General features: G+C 29.7%; 31 protein-coding genes, 1 other RNA gene and 1 pseudogene. 10 read left to right on the forward strand and 23 right to left on the reverse strand.

Going from position 1 to position 17104, the window contains the following annotated elements; genetic code table 11:
- Window positions 1–11: 11 nt before the first annotated feature.
- Window positions 12–1202 carry an SAM-dependent methyltransferase gene (locus tag PMT9312_RS03495; RefSeq protein WP_011376237.1) on the forward strand — a complete coding sequence of 397 codons (1191 nt, stop codon included), beginning with the start codon at window positions 12–14 and terminating at the stop codon, window positions 1200–1202.
- On the opposite strand, the gene aroB is transcribed toward PMT9312_RS03495, so the two are convergent.
- Complete coding sequence (gene aroB, locus PMT9312_RS03500; protein ID WP_011376238.1) at window positions 1199–2290, reverse strand: 3-dehydroquinate synthase; 1092 nt, start codon at window positions 2288–2290, stop codon at window positions 1199–1201. The two genes, PMT9312_RS03495 and aroB, sit on opposite strands and share 4 nt — an antisense overlap.
- 125 nt (window positions 2291–2415) lie before the next feature.
- Here aroB and PMT9312_RS03505 point away from each other — a divergent pair, with 125 nt between their 5' ends.
- The gene (locus tag PMT9312_RS03505; RefSeq protein WP_011376239.1) at window positions 2416–3606 is read left to right on the forward strand and encodes a 5-(carboxyamino)imidazole ribonucleotide synthase; all 1191 of its coding nucleotides are present in this window, start codon (window positions 2416–2418) and stop codon (window positions 3604–3606) included.
- A 17-nt stretch (window positions 3607–3623) separates the two neighbouring features.
- Window positions 3624–3808: non-coding RNA, 6S RNA (gene ssrS / locus PMT9312_RS09440), on the forward strand.
- Window positions 3809–3956: 148 nt separating this feature from the next.
- Here ssrS and PMT9312_RS03510 read toward each other — a convergent pair.
- The 7 genes and pseudogenes from PMT9312_RS03510 to PMT9312_RS03535 form a co-directional block, all read right to left on the reverse strand.
- Window positions 3957–4139 (reverse strand): hypothetical protein, encoded by a 183-nt coding sequence (locus PMT9312_RS03510; RefSeq protein WP_036924592.1) that lies wholly within the window; start codon window positions 4137–4139, stop codon window positions 3957–3959.
- Between the two features lie 112 nt (window positions 4140–4251).
- The gene (locus PMT9312_RS09570) at window positions 4252–4410 is read right to left on the reverse strand and encodes a hypothetical protein (RefSeq protein WP_155105302.1); all 159 of its coding nucleotides are present in this window, start codon (window positions 4408–4410) and stop codon (window positions 4252–4254) included.
- A gap of 462 nt (window positions 4411–4872) precedes the next feature.
- Entirely contained in the window at window positions 4873–5100 is a 228-nt protein-coding gene (locus tag PMT9312_RS03515; RefSeq protein WP_011376240.1) for a M protein, read from the reverse strand.
- 1 nt (window position 5101) lies between these two features.
- Window positions 5102–5254, reverse strand: a pseudogene (locus PMT9312_RS03520) (chlorophyll a/b-binding protein); the annotation flags it as partial.
- 223 nt (window positions 5255–5477) lie between these two features.
- Window positions 5478–5609, reverse strand: a complete 132-nt coding sequence (locus PMT9312_RS10020; RefSeq protein WP_263891309.1) for a hypothetical protein — start codon at window positions 5607–5609, stop codon at window positions 5478–5480.
- Between the two features lie 50 nt (window positions 5610–5659).
- Window positions 5660–5800, reverse strand: coding sequence for a high light inducible protein (locus PMT9312_RS03530; protein ID WP_011376242.1), 141 nt, complete (start codon window positions 5798–5800; stop codon window positions 5660–5662).
- On the reverse strand, window positions 5800–5907 hold the full coding sequence (locus PMT9312_RS03535) for a high light inducible protein (protein WP_011376243.1): 108 nt from the start codon (window positions 5905–5907) through the stop codon (window positions 5800–5802). Before PMT9312_RS03535 ends, PMT9312_RS03530 begins: the two co-directional genes overlap by 1 nt.
- 385 nt (window positions 5908–6292) lie before the next feature.
- On the opposite strand from PMT9312_RS03535, the gene PMT9312_RS03540 reads away from it, so the two are divergent.
- Window positions 6293–6787 (forward strand): hypothetical protein, encoded by a 495-nt coding sequence (locus PMT9312_RS03540; protein WP_011376244.1) that lies wholly within the window; start codon window positions 6293–6295, stop codon window positions 6785–6787.
- Here PMT9312_RS03540 and PMT9312_RS03545 read toward each other — a convergent pair whose 3' ends face one another.
- Complete coding sequence (locus PMT9312_RS03545; RefSeq protein WP_036924586.1) at window positions 6788–7108, reverse strand: hypothetical protein; 321 nt, start codon at window positions 7106–7108, stop codon at window positions 6788–6790.
- A 159-nt stretch (window positions 7109–7267) separates the two neighbouring features.
- Between PMT9312_RS03545 and rmuC the strand changes: the two genes are divergently transcribed.
- Window positions 7268–8866 (forward strand): DNA recombination protein RmuC, encoded by a 1599-nt coding sequence (rmuC, locus tag PMT9312_RS03550; protein WP_011376246.1) that lies wholly within the window; start codon window positions 7268–7270, stop codon window positions 8864–8866.
- 234 nt (window positions 8867–9100) lie between these two features.
- Here rmuC and PMT9312_RS03555 read toward each other — a convergent pair whose 3' ends face one another.
- A complete protein-coding gene (locus tag PMT9312_RS03555; RefSeq protein WP_011376247.1) occupies window positions 9101–9289 on the reverse strand; it encodes a hypothetical protein in 189 nt (62 codons plus the stop codon).
- A 394-nt stretch (window positions 9290–9683) separates the two neighbouring features.
- Here PMT9312_RS03555 and PMT9312_RS03560 point away from each other — a divergent pair, with 394 nt between their 5' ends.
- From PMT9312_RS03560 to PMT9312_RS09705, 3 genes are read left to right on the forward strand one after another with little or no spacing between them, the layout of a single operon-like run.
- Entirely contained in the window at window positions 9684–9983 is a 300-nt protein-coding gene (locus tag PMT9312_RS03560; RefSeq protein ID WP_011376248.1) for a DUF1651 domain-containing protein, read from the forward strand.
- A complete protein-coding gene (locus PMT9312_RS09700) occupies window positions 9980–10120 on the forward strand; it encodes a hypothetical protein (RefSeq protein WP_193741858.1) in 141 nt (46 codons plus the stop codon). Before PMT9312_RS03560 ends, PMT9312_RS09700 begins: the two co-directional genes overlap by 4 nt.
- Window positions 10110–10262: a hypothetical protein gene (locus PMT9312_RS09705; protein WP_193741857.1), complete on the forward strand. Its 153-nt coding sequence runs from the start codon at window positions 10110–10112 to the stop codon at window positions 10260–10262. Before PMT9312_RS09700 ends, PMT9312_RS09705 begins: the two co-directional genes overlap by 11 nt.
- Window positions 10263–10399: 137 nt before the next feature.
- Here the strand turns inward: PMT9312_RS09705 and PMT9312_RS03565 are convergent, their stop codons facing one another.
- From PMT9312_RS03565 to PMT9312_RS03580, 4 genes are all read right to left on the reverse strand, one after another.
- The gene (locus PMT9312_RS03565) at window positions 10400–11149 is read right to left on the reverse strand and encodes an NAD-dependent DNA ligase (protein WP_011376249.1); all 750 of its coding nucleotides are present in this window, start codon (window positions 11147–11149) and stop codon (window positions 10400–10402) included.
- Window positions 11150–11344 carry a hypothetical protein gene (locus tag PMT9312_RS03570; protein ID WP_225866675.1) on the reverse strand — a complete coding sequence of 65 codons (195 nt, stop codon included), beginning with the start codon at window positions 11342–11344 and terminating at the stop codon, window positions 11150–11152.
- 43 nt (window positions 11345–11387) lie between these two features.
- A complete protein-coding gene (locus PMT9312_RS03575; protein WP_011376250.1) occupies window positions 11388–11645 on the reverse strand; it encodes a hypothetical protein in 258 nt (85 codons plus the stop codon).
- Window positions 11646–11714: 69 nt separating this feature from the next.
- The gene (locus PMT9312_RS03580) at window positions 11715–11954 is read right to left on the reverse strand and encodes a hypothetical protein (protein ID WP_011376251.1); all 240 of its coding nucleotides are present in this window, start codon (window positions 11952–11954) and stop codon (window positions 11715–11717) included.
- 189 nt (window positions 11955–12143) lie between these two features.
- Between PMT9312_RS03580 and PMT9312_RS03585 the strand changes: the two genes are divergently transcribed.
- Window positions 12144–12434, forward strand: a complete 291-nt coding sequence (locus tag PMT9312_RS03585; RefSeq protein WP_011376252.1) for a DUF1651 domain-containing protein — start codon at window positions 12144–12146, stop codon at window positions 12432–12434.
- Between the two features lie 791 nt (window positions 12435–13225).
- Here PMT9312_RS03585 and PMT9312_RS03595 read toward each other — a convergent pair.
- The 8 genes from PMT9312_RS03595 to PMT9312_RS03620 form a co-directional block, all read right to left on the reverse strand.
- The gene (locus PMT9312_RS03595; protein WP_036924581.1) at window positions 13226–13408 is read right to left on the reverse strand and encodes a hypothetical protein; all 183 of its coding nucleotides are present in this window, start codon (window positions 13406–13408) and stop codon (window positions 13226–13228) included.
- Between the two features lie 6 nt (window positions 13409–13414).
- On the reverse strand, window positions 13415–13612 hold the full coding sequence (locus PMT9312_RS03600; RefSeq protein WP_011376254.1) for a hypothetical protein: 198 nt from the start codon (window positions 13610–13612) through the stop codon (window positions 13415–13417).
- A gap of 92 nt (window positions 13613–13704) precedes the next feature.
- Entirely contained in the window at window positions 13705–13959 is a 255-nt protein-coding gene (locus tag PMT9312_RS03605) for a chlorophyll a/b-binding protein (RefSeq protein WP_011376255.1), read from the reverse strand.
- A 519-nt stretch (window positions 13960–14478) separates the two neighbouring features.
- Complete coding sequence (locus tag PMT9312_RS09710; RefSeq protein WP_011376256.1) at window positions 14479–14652, reverse strand: hypothetical protein; 174 nt, start codon at window positions 14650–14652, stop codon at window positions 14479–14481.
- Between the two features lie 98 nt (window positions 14653–14750).
- Complete coding sequence (locus tag PMT9312_RS03610; protein ID WP_011376257.1) at window positions 14751–14963, reverse strand: TIGR02450 family Trp-rich protein; 213 nt, start codon at window positions 14961–14963, stop codon at window positions 14751–14753.
- Window positions 14964–15147: 184 nt separating this feature from the next.
- The gene (locus PMT9312_RS03615; RefSeq protein ID WP_011376258.1) at window positions 15148–15357 is read right to left on the reverse strand and encodes a hypothetical protein; all 210 of its coding nucleotides are present in this window, start codon (window positions 15355–15357) and stop codon (window positions 15148–15150) included.
- A 10-nt stretch (window positions 15358–15367) separates the two neighbouring features.
- A complete protein-coding gene (locus PMT9312_RS09715) occupies window positions 15368–15538 on the reverse strand; it encodes a hypothetical protein (protein WP_011376259.1) in 171 nt (56 codons plus the stop codon).
- Window positions 15539–15599: 61 nt separating this feature from the next.
- A complete protein-coding gene (locus PMT9312_RS03620) occupies window positions 15600–15812 on the reverse strand; it encodes a hypothetical protein (RefSeq protein ID WP_036924578.1) in 213 nt (70 codons plus the stop codon).
- Window positions 15813–15985: 173 nt separating this feature from the next.
- On the opposite strand from PMT9312_RS03620, the gene PMT9312_RS03625 reads away from it, so the two are divergent.
- A complete protein-coding gene (locus PMT9312_RS03625) occupies window positions 15986–16651 on the forward strand; it encodes an SDR family oxidoreductase (protein WP_011376260.1) in 666 nt (221 codons plus the stop codon).
- A 101-nt stretch (window positions 16652–16752) separates the two neighbouring features.
- Here the strand turns inward: PMT9312_RS03625 and PMT9312_RS09720 are convergent, their stop codons facing one another.
- Window positions 16753–16890 carry a hypothetical protein gene (locus PMT9312_RS09720; protein ID WP_193741856.1) on the reverse strand — a complete coding sequence of 46 codons (138 nt, stop codon included), beginning with the start codon at window positions 16888–16890 and terminating at the stop codon, window positions 16753–16755.
- Window positions 16891–17104: the final 214 nt, after the last annotated feature.

Below are 17104 nucleotides of genomic sequence, written 5' to 3' on the forward strand. Positions count from 1 at the left end.
TATTTTCGCCGATGAATAGCTTACCCGCGAATAATCCAGATTGGTTAGTAAAAAAAATAATAAAAATGGGTGGCACTATAAGTTTTTATGACTTTATGAATTTTGTTTTAAATGATCCTATTAATGGTTATTACGGTAGCGGCAAAGCTGTGTTAGGCGTTCGAGGGGATTTTGTTACATCAACCTCTTTATCTGATGATTTTGCTTTTTTGGCTGGTAAACAAATAGAAGATTGGCTAATTCAGTTCAAAAGTAGTTTTTTATCTAATCAGAAATTAGCTGTAATTGAATTTGGAGCTGGAGATGGAAGCTTTATGAGTGGATTAATTAAATATTTTTTAGAAAATAACAAGAATTTTCTGGAAGGAGTTTCTTTTTTAATTATTGAACCTAATAAAGGGATGGTAGAAAAACAAAAAAATAAATTGGAGGAATTTTTAAACTTAGGTATTGATATTTTATGGAAAGGTTTGGAAGAAGTAGAGGAAAATAATATAAATGGAATAGTTCTTGCCAATGAGGTTTTAGATGCTTTGCCAGTTGAGAGAATAACCTTCTCAAAAGGAAAATTACTTCGACAAGCAGTTTCTATAGACAAAAAATCTCATAATTTATTTTTTGATGAAATGCCAATTACAAATGAATTGGACAAAAGTATTGAACTTGCTAAAAGTGAGTTGGGAATCACTATCCCGCCTGAAGATGCTCTTGAAGGATGGACGACAGAATGGCATATAGATAACTCAAAATGGTTAAAAGCTATTTATGGAAAAATTAATAATGGTATTTTATTGATAATTGATTACGCTAAAGAAGCTAAAAAATACTACACCTCTAAGAATTCTGATGGGACGATAGTTTCTTATGAAAATCAAAAAATGACGAATAATGTCCTAGATTCTCCTGGAAATTGCGATTTAACATCTCATGTGTGCATAGAAACTTTAATTCATGATGCTGAGACTCTTGGATTTAATACTGTTGGAATAACTAAACAAGGAGAGGCTTTGTTGGCACTTGGATTGGCAGAGAGACTTTATGGGATTCAGAAAGAATTTAAGGAGGATTTATCAAATGCCCTTTTAAGAAGGGAGGCATTACTTAGACTCGTTGATCCTGTTTGTTTAGGTGATTTTAAGTGGTTTGTTTTTAAAAAGTTTAATGAGAAGAAAATGAATATAAATTCAACCTGTTTGCGTTAAGAAAAAAACTTTAAAAATAATGCATCTTCTACGTCATCATATATATCCACAACACCAATTTCTTTCGGTAATATAAACCTCATTTTGCCATTACGAACTTTTTTATCGCCCATAAGTATTGTTAGAACGTCTTCTTTATTTATTTTGGGGATCTCGGTAGGAAGATCGTAACTCTTCAAAAGATTCTTCTGTCTTTCTAATTCTTCTTTAGACCATAACCCTTTATCAATTGCTATTTCCCCTGCAATATTCATACCAATTGATATTGCCTCACCATGTAGAAATTTGCCGTATCCACATAAATTTTCAATAACGTGACCAAAAGAATGACCATAATTCAATATTGCTCTAACACCATTTTCATGTTCGTCTTGAGAAACAATATAAGACTTTGTTTTAATTGAACTATTAATTATTTTAATTAGATATTCATTCTTCAGATTAATAAGTTCATTCTTGTTTTTTTCAATTTCTAAGTATTCGAAAAGTTCTTTATCTCTTATTACTCCGTATTTTATTACTTCGGCCATACCTGCACTGAATTCTCTTTTGGGCAAACTTTTTAAAGTTTCTGGATCAATAAAAACTGCTTTAGGTTGATTGAAAGCTCCAATTAAATTTTTACCTTTAGGATGATTTACTCCTGTTTTCCCTCCCACAGATGAATCAACCATCGATAATAAAGTTGTTGGAATCTGAATATATTCGATACCTCTCAGCCAAGTCGCAGCTGCAAAACCACTTACATCTCCAACAATTCCTCCTCCAAGGGCAATAATTATTGAATTTCTATCTAAACCAAATTCAAATGCAACGTCATATATTTCACTTAAGGTTTTTAAGTTTTTATATGATTCTCCAGCCTTGATAAGGAACATTTGGACCTGAAATTTATTATCTTTTAAATCATTTAAGAATTTTTCTCCATAAAAATTTGATATTTCTTCATTTGAAATTACAAGTATTTTTCTATTCTTTGTTATTCCAATTTTTAAAAGTTCTTCGCTGATATTATTCAGTATCCCTGCTTCAATAGTTACTTCGTATGACTTATTACCTAATGGGACTAATATTTTTCTCTTATTCACAATTGATTACCTAGTTAAAATTTATAAATATTTGGTATTAAGTACTATATATATTAGCAAAATCTAAGCTCTAGATACTTAAAAATTCAGTTGTTAAGAATTAGAAATCGTAATAAAATCATGCTATGAGTTTAAAAAGAAATATAAACGATATTAAGAAAAATTATTCCCTAGGAATAATTGGAGGCGGTCAACTGGCTTTGATGTTAACCGAGGCAGCACAAAAAAGAGATTTAGAAGTATGTGTGCAAACAAAATCTTGTGATGATCCTGCTGGTTTAAAAGCAGATCATGTCATAGAAGCTGATCCTTTAAAGATAAGAGGTAATAAATCGTTAATTAATGAGTGTGAAAAAATAATTTTTGAAAATGAATGGATAAAAATTGATAAATTAAATTTAATTGATAATAACGATATTTTTGTTCCAAGCCTTAATGCGATTAAGCCATTAGTAGATAGGTTTTCTCAAAAAAAATTAATAGATAGAATGAATATTCCCTGTCCAAAATGGATAAGTATTGAAGATTTTAAAAATCTCCCTTATGAGGAAATCAGTAATTGGAGTTTCCCTTTAATGGCAAAATCAAATAAAGGTGGATATGACGGTAAAGGGAACAGAAAAATAATGACAAAAGAAGATTTAGATTCTTTTTTAAAAGAGAATAATTCTGATGAATGGTTAATAGAAGAATGGATAGAGTATGAAAAGGAACTAGCTCTTGTTGGTTCGAGAGATAGAACCGGTAAGATAAGATTCTTTCCAATCGTTGAGACATTCCAATCAAATCATGTTTGTGATTGGGTTCTTGCACCTGCTACTACTGAATATGATTTGAACTTATTTGCAATAAATATTTTTTCCTCAATAGTCAATGAACTTAATTATGTTGGAGTTTTAGCTATTGAATTCTTCTATGGAGATAATGGTCTTTTAATTAATGAAATAGCTCCAAGAACACATAACTCAGCACATTTCTCTATTGAAGCTTGTACTTCAAGTCAGTTTGATCAATATGTTTGCATTTCTTCTGGGATAATGCCACCTGAAATTAAAATGCACTCAGAAGGGGCAATTATGATAAATCTACTGGGATTAAAAAAGAATTTCCCAATTTCAATAGAAACAAGAGTTAAAATGTTGTCTGAAATTGAGGGTTCTAATATTCATTGTTATGGTAAATCTCGAGAAATTCTGGGGAGAAAAATGGCTCACATTACATTTTTATTGAACGGTAAAACGCATTCAGAAAGATATGATCAGGCACAAGTTTTATTAACTATGGTAAGAGACATTTGGCCATCTCCAAATACATAAAAAAATAAGTTAGAGTTAAGTCACTGGATCTTTGGTTAAGTTCTTCTTTATGTGCTCTGATCTGACTTTCTTTCGACGTGAGGAGACTGTCGTGATGCGGTAGTAAACCGATCTTGTAATCGGAAACGAAAGCCCACTTTGAATCCTCTTCTGGCTTTTCCAGGTCGATGCAGCAGAGAACTGACGGGGATCCGGTAAACCTCTCAAAAGCTTGTAATATCAACGGTTTTTGAGGGGTTCTTTCTTTGCCTTGTATTGGGTGCCTTACCAGTACTGTATTTGTAATACTTTTTATACAAATGATTTGTAGCGATAGATTTATAAGGCATGCCTATTTGCTTTTTAAAGGTTCAGCTTATATAGGGCTTATTGAGAATGGATTTGTTCCAATTAAAGGTCATTTCTTGAGCTCCTTTCATGCATCCTCCTGTTGGATAGCTGATAACTTTTTTTGATATTGCACCAATACCAATAGCTAATACTCCAATACCTAATAATGCTTTTGATCTGTTACTTGTAAGAAGAGATTTCATTAGAAATTTGTATTTTTTTAATTATAGAAGCTATGTTTAAAGATCCAGAAGTCAAACCATTAATTGAGAGTGCTAGTCAGATTTATGATCCGACTGTCATATCAAGCTACTTTTAATTGACAGTCGATCTAAAATGATGAAATCTTTGATCGTCAACGTCTGCCATTAAATCATATTCTTTTGCCTTTTTTGTAATCCTCTTATATTCAATATCATTTACTAAATAAGCTAAATATTTTTCTAAAAAATTTATATTGATTTTTAGTTTCATTAATATCCTTTATTTATTAATAGCTAATAATTCTCTTTCTAACTTTTTTTGATTGATAGTCGATCTAAACTAAGGCGCAAGTAGCCTGTTTTTTTGATGAACACACTCATCAAAGATAGAAAACAAAAAAAAGCTCGCTTATATCCCTAAAAGCAAGCTCTCATGACGATTTGATTTTTAAATATTTATGCTGACAATCTACACTCAATTTCTATTATTTCTTTATCCATAAGCCTACCAATTTTTAAAACTACTGCCTTATCTAACCTTGAGAATTCTGATTGATGATTTGCAATCCAATTCGGATAAAGTTATTAATTCAGTTTTATTAACTAGTAAAAAAAGAATACCTAAATTAATTTATTTAATTAGTTGGTTTTTTCCCTTTAGCTATTATTACCAGTGACAGTAATAGATATGTAAAGAAGGAGATTAAGAAAATGTCTATATTTATTGTTTTATCTATAAATTTTTTAAATCCTGCTCTATTTTTTTTAGTTTTTGATTAATTTCTTTTTGCTCCCTCAATAAAGCTTTTTTCTTTGTTTGAAGTTCTTTGTTCAAGGGGGAATTAAAGTATTTTTGATAAGCAAGGAAAAAAACCGCAAGTGCTACCACAATTCCTAAAGCACCAATTATTAGTATGGGAGAAGATGGGAAATCGTAAAAGGGTATAGAAAGTAAAAACATTTTAAAAAATACCTGGTATGATCCAGCCAAAAAGGCCGTAGTTTACTACTAATGCGAATAAACCCATCATTGCCATTCTTCCATTGGTTCTCTCGGCATTTTGCCAATAAGTTGATTTTGAGTTTTCCATTTTTTGATTGTTCGTTAATAAGGGTGATTAAATATTTATAGTGCGTAAGCAATACTTGGTGCTATCGCAGTAGTTATTGTTTAAATGCCAAATAGTGATATGGCAGTTGGATATGTTTTTATAAGAGTCCTACTTTTCCTGCTGTAAAACCCACAGTAAGAAAGAAACCAAACTCTAAAAGGTCTTTAGCACTTGAAGGGACTGAGTTAAATAAGGATGAGATGAAAATCATTTTGATATATATCCTCTAAGCCCCTTTGGGAACATAGTTATACATCGGCGAGATTAATCCACCGCCACCATCATCGTCATCATCATCATTCCATGGCAAATCACTCAACATTAATGCACTAACAATAAATACCGTTATGACTGGCATAAAAGGAAAAAGTATAGTGTTGATCCAAGTGTGAATTCCTGCCTCAAGCATTACACCATGCCAGGAATAATTTGACCTGTTGTTAGATAAGCCCCAACAAGAGCAACAAAGCCCATCATTGCAAATCTGCCGTTAAGCTTCTCAGCTATAATCTTTTCCTTCTCAACTGTTTTTGTTTTTGTGTTTGTCATTAGAACCAACCAGGAATAATCTGACCAGTTGTTACGTATGCGCCAACAGCTGCAACGAAACCAAGCATTGCTGCCCAACCGTTAAATCTTTCTGCTTGAGGGGTCATTTTTATAAAGAGTAATTTATGTAAACTAATGTAACACCAATATTAATTAATGTAAAGAAATTGATCTATATTTCTATTTATTTCAGACATTCTACGCATATCTGTAGCATAAATGTACATTAGCTAAGTCGCTGTAGATATTGTTATCAAGCTGCTTCTGGAGCAAGTTTATAGCCTATCGCTTAACCAGTCAAAGAAATGATAAGTGTAAAGACCTTTCCTAGCAAGAAGTAAATGTTCATTATTTAATAAGCGGTGCAAGTAGTAAGAGTTTATTACTTTTTTTATTTAAACTTTTTATCGTAGAAGTCTCTTTCATTTTTGAGTAATTGTTTTGATTGCGATTCATAGCAAATATTGCTTTGATTTAAAAAATTACCCTTCAATGATTAAAGTCTTAATTACTCTTTTAACTTCATTTCTTATTTGGTTTGGCATTGTAAAAATATTTACCAAAGATAATGAAAATTCAATTAATATTCTTTCAAGTAAATTGTTTAATGATTTTTCTTTGATTTTTCGAAATATAATTGATCTTATCGATTCTCTTTTTAAAAGCTTCATTCAAATCTATGAACTTTTAGGTACATTATTAAAAAATGTAGTTGGAATATTTAAGTCATTGATGTCTGCTTTTATTCAATTTCTAAATCTCTTTAAATTAATAGGGATTACTTGTTTATCTTTTATTTCTTTATGTAAGGGACTATTCAAGGAATCGAGGAAAATTAATATCTTTAATAATTTTGAATTAACACTTAATAATACTGATTCTGCCAAAAACAATGTAATTAAATTAAATGAAAAAACAGAAGAAAATAAAAAGGAAGAAAAATTTATTCCCTCTTTTTTAGATCGACTTTCATTTATCAATAAGTAATTAGTACATTGTATTTTTACTTTCATTAATGGAAGTAGGTACAGCCATAGCAGATAGTAGTGGGATTAGTAAGCGTTTCATGAATCTGGATTTTCTCCTACTAATTCCAAACCATCTTTCCTTCATTTGTTTGCATGTATTGTTCCATCCTGGATCAGGCTGGTAATCAGGACATCTTTTATCATTAAAGGCTTTAGCATTAGTAGTTCCAAGTTCATGCAGCAGAGAACTTGCGGGGATCAGGTGTAGCCTATCAAAATGCTTGCAATAAATGGCTTTTGCTAAGTATTTTGTTGTTATGAATTTGGTGTGTAGGACCAAAGTGCAGTGCAAGATTTAAGACCATATTAGCTATTGCTAAATCAAATAAGCTATAGCTTGAGAAACAGATCTCTTCTAATAAAAAATTTAATTTAAGTAAAAAATTATACTCTAAAAAATAATTACCACTATTATCTTATTTAATAGCTTTAAAGTATTTTGGATAATATTCTTTTATTTATAACAGGTGTTTTGTCAGGAATTATTGCAGGGTTTATTCTTGGACGTTTATATACAAAAAGTAATAGAAACAATGATGGAAGTAGAGAAAGTTTACTCGAAGAAAGATTATTAAAGGCAGATAAATCTATAGAAGATTTTTCATTGGCATATGACAATCTAAGGGAAGAATTAAAAAATGTTCAAAAAGAGGCTCGAGAAAATAGCGAGAAGGCAAAAGTTAAGGAAGTTGAACTCCAGAAAACTTTTGAAGAAAAAGTCAACCTAGATAATAATTACAAAGAAATTTCTGAAAAGTTGGATTTAATAAGAATCCAAAAGGAAAAACTAAGTATAGAGAATGGAGAATTGACGGAACAATTGAAATCTCAGGAAGATGAATCTTTGCGTTTAGATAAAGAAAAAAATAAATTAGAAGAGATACAAGAAATTAATATTGAAGAGAAAGAGAGATTGCGAGTTGAGAGAGAAAATCTCAGCAATAAATTTGCTGAAATTAAGGAGCAATTGAGATCACAAGAAAGCCAAAATAAATTTTTAGAACAAGCCAAAGCAGATCTCCTTACTCAGTTTCAAGCACTTAGTGGAAAAATGCTGGATGGATCAAGAAATGCTTTGCTAAAGACGACAAAAGAAACAGTAACAGAGCCTTTTACAAAGCAAGTTGAGACACTCAGAAAACAAGTTGAAGAGCTTTCAAAAGATTCTTCAGAAAAACTTGGTGTTTTAGCTCAAACTACATCTGAGTTAAAAGAAAAAAGTGAAGATGTTAGAGGTGCTGCTCAACAATTAACAAGTGCCTTAAGATCTCCGAATGTTAAAGGTAGATGGGGAGAAGTTAACCTTAAACGGATTTTAGAATTTGTAGGATTAATCAACTACTGTGATTTTGATGAGCAACTTAATATTCAAACTGAGGGAGGCGGTAGTCTCAAACCTGATTGTGTGATTACTATTCCTGGCTCAAGAAAACTAATAGTTGATTCAAAAGCTCCAATTGAAAGCTATTTAGATGCTATACAAGCGACCGATAGTAATATTCAGGAAAAACTCTTAACTGAGCATCTTAGGAAAGTCAGAAGTCATATTGACCAACTTTCTAAAAAAGATTATGCAAATAATTTAAGTGAAATAGGACAGGTCGTTGATGGAGTAATTCTCTACATCCCAGTTGAGGGTGCATTATCTATGGCATTAGAGAGAGATCCATCTCTTCTAGAGTATGCTTTTGAAAAAAATATTATTCTTACTTTCCCTACAAGTCTCCTTGCAATATTAAAAGGCTTGTCAATGACGATTCAACAGGCGGAAATTACGAAGAATATTAATGAAATTCAGAAGAACGCTATTGAACTCTCTAAGAGATTCTCAAATTTTATTGAAAAGTTTAATTCAATAGGTTCAAATATTACTAGGTTAAATAAATCATTTAATGAGGCTGTTGGTTCTTTCGAAAGAAGACTAATGCCACAAGGTAAACGTTTTGCAGAAATGTCAGGGCAAAATGCTGAATTGAATCTTACTGAAGAAGTTGATATCCTCGTAAAGGAATTAAAAACTTCAGATCAAAATAAATAAAATTAAAAAGTTTAATCTTTAATAACTTTTTCCTTTAAGCTAATTCTTCATCCACATATAGCACATTAGCAAAGGCAGCTTGAAGTCCTGAATAATCATTTGTTTTTTAATAGATCTTTTTGTTCTAAATAATTAACAAGAGTTCTTATTTGTTCGATAGTATTTTCTTCTAATTCCTTCATTAGTCTCTTTCTATTAACTCTATCTTATATCCAACAGGATCTTCTACGAACGCTAAGACTGTTGATCTTGTCGCATTTGTTTTTTCTTCAGTCTTTCGTATTCAACGTGCAAAACACCTAAACGCCAAGCATCTTTCAATCCTTTGACACCTCCTATCAGGAGTTTTGCATCAGAAGGTGAATGTGACTTCATGTTCAAGAAATCTTTTTGCCAAGATTTGTCATTCCATTTATTAGTCATTCAACCAGCTCAAGTTTATAAACTATATCTTTGCAGTTATTAGCTTTATCCAATTCTGAACCTAACATCTTTGCAAACTCTTCTAGACTTGAAACAGTATAAAAGGAATGAGACTTGCGATCATTAATTTTTACAAATCATAATTAATTACGATTCCATCTTCTTGTTCTTCTATTCATTGCTTAACAGTCTCTTCATAAATATTGAAAAGAGCAATCAAAATTGCAAACGATTAATAACTTTTCCATAAAAAGAGAAGGTTTTCTCCCTCCAATTTTAAATCGACTATCAATAAGATATTTGTTTTTGATAAGTGCAAATAATTTGTTTGCCAAAATGCTTGACGATCTATTCCTAATGTATCTATATTAATAGTACAAATGTATTATTAGTAATGACTATAGGAGGAGCTAATGTTTGGACTAATTTTTCTTACGGTTATCGTAATGAGTCCCCAAGTGGTTGGTTGCTTAGCCCAGACCGCAGCAGATTAATTTTGTTTACAAGGAATAAAAAATCTCCAAGAAATAGTATGAGAATTTTTGCTCATACATATTATGCAAATGATCTAGGTGAGCCAATGGCAATTAAATCATCAACTCAAATGTATTTGGATAATGCTTGGGATAAATGGCATGACCTTCAATTAGAAGGTTGGACTTTTGAAGAACTTGAATTACCTGAATCAGTATGACTAACTTAAATCCAATAAAAAAGAAACTATCAAAAGTAGATAGAAAGATATCTATACAAGACTCATCAAAATTATTAGCAGAATTTTTTAATGGTGTTGTCATTGAACTTGATGAAGAATATAGATATGACTCATAAAGAATTGATAGATCAAATTTCCGCAAATTTATTTAAACAAAGTGGAAAGTTAGAAAGCAGAAGATCTTGGTTGGCAATGAGAAATTATCTCGAACAATTAGATAGCGAGCAACTTAAATCCATTCTTAAGGACCACCGATGATTTATAAACTTTATTTTGAATTATTTATTTGGTTTTTATTTTTTTCTTAATTCTTAGAAAACCGTATGTTGCAAAGCCAACCAAAAACATATCTAAGTAAATATGCCAAGTAGGAAAAATCTGATGTACTAATTCCATTAACTTTTTATTGCAACTTGCCAATAAGGATAATCTAAATTTGATTTTTCTCTAATTAATTGTAATTTTCTAGAATTTATCTTTACTACTATTCCATCTGTTGGATATTCCCTAAAAAGTTTCCCTTCTATCCACTGTTTTCTGAATACTTGAACTTGGCTCGTAAAGTTGCATGAAATATCCTGAGGGATCGTGAAGCCAAGCTCGGAAAGACTCTTTTTGGATTCATATTGGTTAAGTGTTGAATTAAGTATTTGAAATGCGCAGAAGCTAAGTCTTTCAGGAAATCCTTCTTTTGCTCTGAGATATCCTGAAGCCATTCTTTGGGAGATATTTGGAGTTTGGTTAGATGCGTATAGTTCGCCTCTAACTTGAAGAACTCCTCGCAAAGGAAGATGATTGGGAATGTCTTGAACTTTTATAAGTTTAGTAGTGACGTCAGTCCCCTTTCTTGAAATTGCTTTCTCCAAGATTCCATCCCTATATTGCAAAGCAACAGCACAACCATCAATTTTAGGCTCAATTAATAATCTCGTATCTGCTAATAATCCTTCCAAAAATCTATCTATTGAATCCTTCTCTAATGAAGGTAAAACTAACTTACTTCTTTTCTTAAAGTAATCACAATTAGGATTTGTTCTTAATAAATTCTTTTCAAGTTGGTCGAACTGCTTATCAGAAATTAAAGCATTACCATTTCTGTAATTATCGTCATACCATTCAATTCGTTCTTCGAAATAAGTCTTCATTTAATACGATTTCTTAAGTTTTGGGCTAGGTATCGAATTTGGTTTATCTATAATCCATTTATCTCTATCTTCATATTTAACAGTCCATAAAAGAAATGAAGAAATTTGTTTTAAAGATATACCAACCAAATACCTTGTTTTTGGACTTATTGATATAAATCCAAATAATGATATTAATAAAAATAGTTTGAACACACCCTTAATCATTCATAAAATCAGAATAACTTTTGCAAACTTTTTAATTTATGCAATTTTTATAACCTTCAATCTTTGCTAGTTCAGCAATGTTTAAACCTGTTTCTTCTAATAAAGTTTCTCCGATATCGTCTTGATTGAATTTAGTTAAGGCTCCTTTAGTAGAGTATTTAATGCATTGGTTTTTATATTTTGCTTCATTGACCACAGGAGATAAATAAAAACCAAATAAGATGATAAAAACTCCATAGGTTACAACTTTTCTATGGTTTTTCCACCATTCATAAAATTTATTGGACACGATAACTAACTAACTAACTAACTCCTATTTTAAATTGATTGTCAACAAAATACTTTAATAATTAAGGGACTAGTTAATTCTTTGTTTTTCCTTAATGTATCTAAGCCAAGAATAATATCTTGATTTTCTAATCCTTTGTTCTTTAGAGACTAATCTATCTGCAGATTCTAAGGGTGATTCTCCTTTCTTAATTTTTGTTGTAATAGATATACCAAAACCTTTTGCTTCAATTTTTGCTATGCCGCCTTCTAAAAAAAATAGAAAAGACCAACCTTGATTCCATCCTAAATAGAAGGGATTTGGATACATATTATTTTTGGATTTACCCTTCTATGATATTTTCTTTTGAAGGAGTTACTTGTATAGACTGTTGCCAAATAAGAATTTTACCGAAGCTTATTTATAGCAAGTGATTTTTGTATTTAAATAATTATAAGAAAGAATACTTGACGTTGAATAGTAGTACATCTATATTATTAGTACAACTGTATTATCTTCATGACAACTGGAGTTGCTAATGTTCGGACTAATTTTTATCCTAGCAGCCTTATTGACCCCCCAACTGGCTGGTTGTTTAACCAAAAAAGTGATTTATTGATTTTTTTTGAGAGTTATAAGAAATCTGAATCTAATAACTTAAAAGTTTATACTCACCTTTTCTATGCAAATGAATTAGGTGAACCTGCCCAACTGAAAAATTCAAGACTTCATTCTATTCAGGGTGCTTATGAAACATGGAATGAATTAATTTTAGGGGACTGGCAAATTGTTACTAATAAATTCCAATAATCATGATTAAGGTAAATCCGGCAAAATGGGAATATCTAAGAGAATCTATTTTAAAACGAAAACTTACAAAGATTTGTATTACTTGCAATCACTTTCTCTACAGCACTACAGAAACTTTTGCTACTGTCTTGATCTGTCCAAGATACGAAAAACGTATACCACAGGATGATCATTTACTTAAAGGTTGTGAAAATTGGCAAAAAATTAGGACTATATTATCCCCGAAACTTCTTAATTATTCTTCAATTAAATTTTTATAAGTAGATATATTTAGTTATGTAAACAAAGCATTATTTTATACTACTCCAAAAAATGTTTTAAGGTAATTTCATATTTATGATTCAATTTTACTTTTCCATATTTCTATTAGTTGTGCTTACTTTTTTTGCACTTTTGTTGGACGCACCAGAATTAGCATCTTTAATTCAAACATTTTAGGATTTAAAAATTAGGTTCCAATTTTTTATAGACCAAAACTTGTTTAAGATTATCAAAATAAATAAATAAATAAATATTAGATTAAATAATTAAATCAGCATTTTTACTGATTTACTTTCTGTATAAGTAAGACGTAAGTTTAATTTGTTGAATCGGAGGGATCTAATGATTGACAGTCCACCAGAGGAGTTAGATTATAAAATTTATATCTAGATAAAACTAATGCTATGTCAGGAATGCATCTCTTGTTAGAGATTCATTCCTCTTTAATTTTTCTAAAAAATTATGAATATTAAAATTTTAAAGTAAATTATATATTGTGTTTTAAAGCCTCTTATAGATACTGTCTAATTTTACCTGAATCCAAACCCATTTTTTTGTTCTTTCTTCTCTTCCCATCCGTTCATAATTAGGTTTAATAAACTTTTGATTTCTAAATTAGAAGCACCAGTATCTTTTTGAAGATTGATACATATATTCTTTATTTCCTCATAGGCATTATCAATCAATAATCTTTTTACATTTGGATTAGTCATAGAATTTTAAAAAGCTCCGTTACAGTTAAATCCACTGCAGTTAATAATTCTGAAAATATTCATTATGTAATTATGGAAGTTTTCATCAAAAAAAAATGCCCAGGTCGTAAATATAACAAAACAAGAGACAGCAAAAGCAGCATATTGAAGCCAATGTATTCCATAGCTGTCTAATCCATTTTTATCAAAATCAGAATTACTCAATTGCTTTTTTTCTTATAATAAAAATTTTTTTTTTAAAAGGTGAGCTTTTGAAATAGTTTTAATTCCCTGAAAATCTTAAATGTTTTTATTGCTTAAATAAAACCTGGAATTATCCATCCAAAAAAGCCGTAGTTTATTATTAAAACTAAAAAACCAATCATAGCTAATCTGCCATTTGTTATTTCGGCATTTTCCCAATATTGACCGATGTAGTTTTTAATTTTTTTTGAATTCTTATCTATCAAATAATTTGGATCTAGAGGTTCATGCAATCGTTTAATTGTATATAAAGAAAATTGGATTGTAATTGCAATGATTAAAATTATAAAACTAGTTAGAGAATCCATTTTTTTATTTCATCTGTGGTAAATAACATTTGTATTTATCAAAAATTTCCTTATATTTGATTTATTGGTAAAAGAGAATCTTAATTAGAATTATTAATTAATGTAACATATTCTAAAAAAAAATAGTATTAATTTTTACTTTTTTTTTGGAATTCTAATTATAAAAGACCTATGTGTTACGTTTATGTGTCAGATATATCTAAGGACCTTTCTCAATGGAATCAAAGTATTTGAGTTAACATTGTATCGCTCGAAATGTAGAGAGTACTTAACAGTAGCTATATTTTTATATGAATAAATTGTCAATATTATTGATCTACAAATAAAATTTTTAATAACTATGTAGGATTATTTTTGTTTGATTTTAGGAAGATAAAATTTATTGCCTAATGTATATCCTATTGACATAAGTACTAACCCAATAAGTTGAGGTAAATGTGCATTTGCAAGAGAGATTTTTTCAATCATTTCTCAGTATATAAAACAACATAATAATAAAAATTTCTTAATTCTGTAAATCTATTTCTTTTTTGATTCTTTGATTTCGCCAGATTTTTTTAGAGAATTCACAAGTCTTTCATTTTCTGTTTTTAAATTTTCTAATGCAGATTTTGTGAATTGCTCTTTAGCCTCAAATTTTGCTGATCTTATAACTTTTTTATTTGGAAGTTTTTTCTTAGGTTCTGGCTTCATATTAAATAGCTTTTTGGAAATATTAGAAGATATTTTTTCCGCATTAGGTAATATTTTTTACAGTTTTCTGGTTAATAATATAAATTTACATAAAAAAATTAATCTTTATCTTTTGGGAGCGTTAACCAACCTGAAGTCCATTCTGATTTTAGTTTTGCCCATGTGATCCTTTTAATATCTTTTTTATTTTTGGTGGGAAAAATATCAACCCATCTAGATTTATTTTTACCACCATAAGATTTAACTTGAAAATGCCTATTACCATTAATAGTTTTTGGTGCTGTCCAACAAAGAGTGGGAGGCCATTTCATGAAAATTTTAAAAAGTTAAAAAAAACTAAAGGTTGCTTTGCCCAGTCAAAACTAAACCATAATATGCAATCCTACCAAGAATAAGTACAATGCCTAGTATCCTAATAATCATGTTTTAATTATTTTTAATTTAAGATTATATTGAAGAATTTTTATATATTTGAGTCGAACATTTTTAAATTCTTTAATTATTCCCTTTTTTATTTCTAACTAAGGAGTGGCATGATTTTGGATGCCATTCATTTTGAATATTCTCAATTAGATCATAAATAAAAGAATCTGGACATCCAGTTTCTTTTTGAAGTTCTGAAAGCTCTTCTTTTATGGATTGATACACATTCGTTATTATCCCAATATTTTCTTCTTGGGAGGGAGCCCAGTTTTTATTATCCATTGTTACGGTTTTAATTATTTTCCACAATATCGTAATAAGTTATATCTCCATAATCAGCATCTGAACAACATAAATCACCATATAGTTCTTCTAACAAATCGTATGCATCTGAATACTTATCAAAACTTTGAGTGGTTAATTTGTCATCTTTGCCATCAATTCTAATTATTTTGTAATTCATATTTAACTCAGAGGCAAAAAGTATATTTTTGATACATTAGAAAATATTATAAATAAAAAAATTATTTAGGACTATTAGTATTGGTGGGGTAAAGTTTCTGAATTTTATTCTTCTGAATTTCTATTTTTCTTTGCTCATATTTTTTTGCCATTATTTTTCTGATAAATAATTGTGGGATAAGCCAAACCAAAGCAATAGCTATAGCCATGAAAACAGGATTTCTCCAAGTTAACCTAATAATATCTTGTATAAATTCTTGATTAGAAATTTCCATAAAATGAATTTTGGATGATAAAAATATCTACACTATCTTTTAAAAAACATTATAAATTTCATAAATTATTATAACCTTAAAAAAATCTTATCAGGATTTTATACCTTTTATCTTTTTCTAGTTTGTTTTTTTTGATATTTGGTTTAGATTAATTTTTTATTTTTAGTTTAAAGATGTCAACTTATCTAATCACAGGATCAAATAGGGGTATTGGATTAGAATTGTGTAGGCAAATTCATAAGAGAGGAGATATTGTAATTGCAACGTGTAGGAAAGCTTCAAAAGAACTTAGGGATTTAGGAGTGAGAATTGAAGAGAATATAGAAATTTCTTCTGATGAGTCAATAACAAATTTGTGTAAAAAACTATCCGGAGTTAATTTAGATTGCTTAATTCATAATGCAGGAATTTATGAATTTAATTCTTTCGAAAACTTAGATAAAGAAAGTATTTTGCGTCAATTTGAAGTGAATGCATTAAGCCCAATATTTCTTACTCAATCACTCAAACATCTTTTAAAAAGATCCTCTAAAGTTGCTTTTATTACAAGTAGAATGGGATCTATCGAAGATAATTCATCTGGAAGTTCTTATGGTTACAGGATGTCTAAAGTCGCCTTATCAATGGCAGCAAAATCAATTTCTATAGATTTATCAAAAGAAGATATTTTTGTAGCTATTTTACATCCAGGGCTCGTGAGTACAAGAATGACAGGCTTTACTAGAAATGGAATTAGTCCTGAAGAATCAGCAAATGGCCTTTTAAAACGAATTGATTCTTTAAATAAAAAAAACTCAGGTACGTTTTGGCATGCCAACGGAGAAGTTTTGCCTTGGTAATATCTAAACTTTTATATTGAAGAGATTTATATCGTTAATTTGTTAAAAAACTTTTAAATTTTCAACCAATTTCGTTGCTTGTTTAATTCTTTTAGTTATCTTTAAAAAAACATTAGTAAAGGAGGTGATTCATTGTCGTATCTACCGAAAATTGCGGTTATCGAAGGGGCCGTGAATTCAGTATCTTCATCATATTCATCGGTCTCTTTTTCTTTAATTAAGAAAAAAGGTTTTATCATCAATAGATTTATATAAATCAGTCACTTAATAATCAAAAGCTCTGCCTCTCAAGTAGATGCAGAGTTTTTTTTATGAATTTAAATAATCTTTTAAAGTGTAATCTATCTTTTTTTGCCGAAATATACTAAGGCTAAAAAAGATAAAGTGCTCACCAAAGCGATTAAATACCACCCAATTGAGGAGTTGCTAGTTACTTCTATCATTTATTCTGAT

It is taken from the genome of Prochlorococcus marinus str. MIT 9312 (assembly GCF_000012645.1).
Taxonomy (GTDB): Bacteria; Cyanobacteriota; Cyanobacteriia; order PCC-6307; family Cyanobiaceae; genus Prochlorococcus_A; species Prochlorococcus_A marinus_L.

What these genes read in the sequence shown, in the direction of transcription:
- PMT9312_RS03495 (WP_011376237.1), top strand. Translation starts at nt 12, where the DNA reads ATGAATAGCTTACCCGCGAATAATCCAGATTGGTTAGTAAAAAAAATA.
- PMT9312_RS03505 (WP_011376239.1), top strand. Translation starts at nt 2,416, where the DNA reads ATGAGTTTAAAAAGAAATATAAACGATATTAAGAAAAATTATTCCCTA.
- PMT9312_RS03510 (WP_036924592.1), bottom strand. Translation starts at nt 4,139, where the DNA reads ATGAAATCTCTTCTTACAAGTAACAGATCAAAAGCATTATTAGGTATT.
- PMT9312_RS09570 (WP_155105302.1), bottom strand. Translation starts at nt 4,410, where the DNA reads ATGAAACTAAAAATCAATATAAATTTTTTAGAAAAATATTTAGCTTAT.
- PMT9312_RS03515 (WP_011376240.1), bottom strand. Translation starts at nt 5,100, where the DNA reads ATGTTTTTACTTTCTATACCCTTTTACGATTTCCCATCTTCTCCCATA.
- PMT9312_RS10020 (WP_263891309.1), bottom strand. Translation starts at nt 5,609, where the DNA reads ATGCCAGTCATAACGGTATTTATTGTTAGTGCATTAATGTTGAGTGAT.
- PMT9312_RS03530 (WP_011376242.1), bottom strand. Translation starts at nt 5,800, where the DNA reads ATGACAAACACAAAAACAAAAACAGTTGAGAAGGAAAAGATTATAGCT.
- PMT9312_RS03535 (WP_011376243.1), bottom strand. Translation starts at nt 5,907, where the DNA reads ATGACCCCTCAAGCAGAAAGATTTAACGGTTGGGCAGCAATGCTTGGT.
- PMT9312_RS03540 (WP_011376244.1), top strand. Translation starts at nt 6,293, where the DNA reads ATGATTAAAGTCTTAATTACTCTTTTAACTTCATTTCTTATTTGGTTT.
- PMT9312_RS03555 (WP_011376247.1), bottom strand. Translation starts at nt 9,289, where the DNA reads ATGACTAATAAATGGAATGACAAATCTTGGCAAAAAGATTTCTTGAAC.
- PMT9312_RS03560 (WP_011376248.1), top strand. Translation starts at nt 9,684, where the DNA reads ATGACTATAGGAGGAGCTAATGTTTGGACTAATTTTTCTTACGGTTAT.
- PMT9312_RS09700 (WP_193741858.1), top strand. Translation starts at nt 9,980, where the DNA reads ATGACTAACTTAAATCCAATAAAAAAGAAACTATCAAAAGTAGATAGA.
- PMT9312_RS09705 (WP_193741857.1), top strand. Translation starts at nt 10,110, where the DNA reads ATGACTCATAAAGAATTGATAGATCAAATTTCCGCAAATTTATTTAAA.
- PMT9312_RS03565 (WP_011376249.1), bottom strand. Translation starts at nt 11,149, where the DNA reads ATGAAGACTTATTTCGAAGAACGAATTGAATGGTATGACGATAATTAC.
- PMT9312_RS03580 (WP_011376251.1), bottom strand. Translation starts at nt 11,954, where the DNA reads ATGTATCCAAATCCCTTCTATTTAGGATGGAATCAAGGTTGGTCTTTT.
- PMT9312_RS03585 (WP_011376252.1), top strand. Translation starts at nt 12,144, where the DNA reads ATGACAACTGGAGTTGCTAATGTTCGGACTAATTTTTATCCTAGCAGC.
- PMT9312_RS03595 (WP_036924581.1), bottom strand. Translation starts at nt 13,408, where the DNA reads ATGACTAATCCAAATGTAAAAAGATTATTGATTGATAATGCCTATGAG.
- PMT9312_RS03605 (WP_011376255.1), bottom strand. Translation starts at nt 13,959, where the DNA reads ATGGATTCTCTAACTAGTTTTATAATTTTAATCATTGCAATTACAATC.
- PMT9312_RS09710 (WP_011376256.1), bottom strand. Translation starts at nt 14,652, where the DNA reads ATGAAGCCAGAACCTAAGAAAAAACTTCCAAATAAAAAAGTTATAAGA.
- PMT9312_RS03610 (WP_011376257.1), bottom strand. Translation starts at nt 14,963, where the DNA reads ATGAAATGGCCTCCCACTCTTTGTTGGACAGCACCAAAAACTATTAAT.
- PMT9312_RS03615 (WP_011376258.1), bottom strand. Translation starts at nt 15,357, where the DNA reads ATGGATAATAAAAACTGGGCTCCCTCCCAAGAAGAAAATATTGGGATA.
- PMT9312_RS09715 (WP_011376259.1), bottom strand. Translation starts at nt 15,538, where the DNA reads ATGAATTACAAAATAATTAGAATTGATGGCAAAGATGACAAATTAACC.
- PMT9312_RS03620 (WP_036924578.1), bottom strand. Translation starts at nt 15,812, where the DNA reads ATGGAAATTTCTAATCAAGAATTTATACAAGATATTATTAGGTTAACT.
- PMT9312_RS03625 (WP_011376260.1), top strand. Translation starts at nt 15,986, where the DNA reads ATGTCAACTTATCTAATCACAGGATCAAATAGGGGTATTGGATTAGAA.
- PMT9312_RS09720 (WP_193741856.1), bottom strand. Translation starts at nt 16,890, where the DNA reads ATGATAAAACCTTTTTTCTTAATTAAAGAAAAAGAGACCGATGAATAT.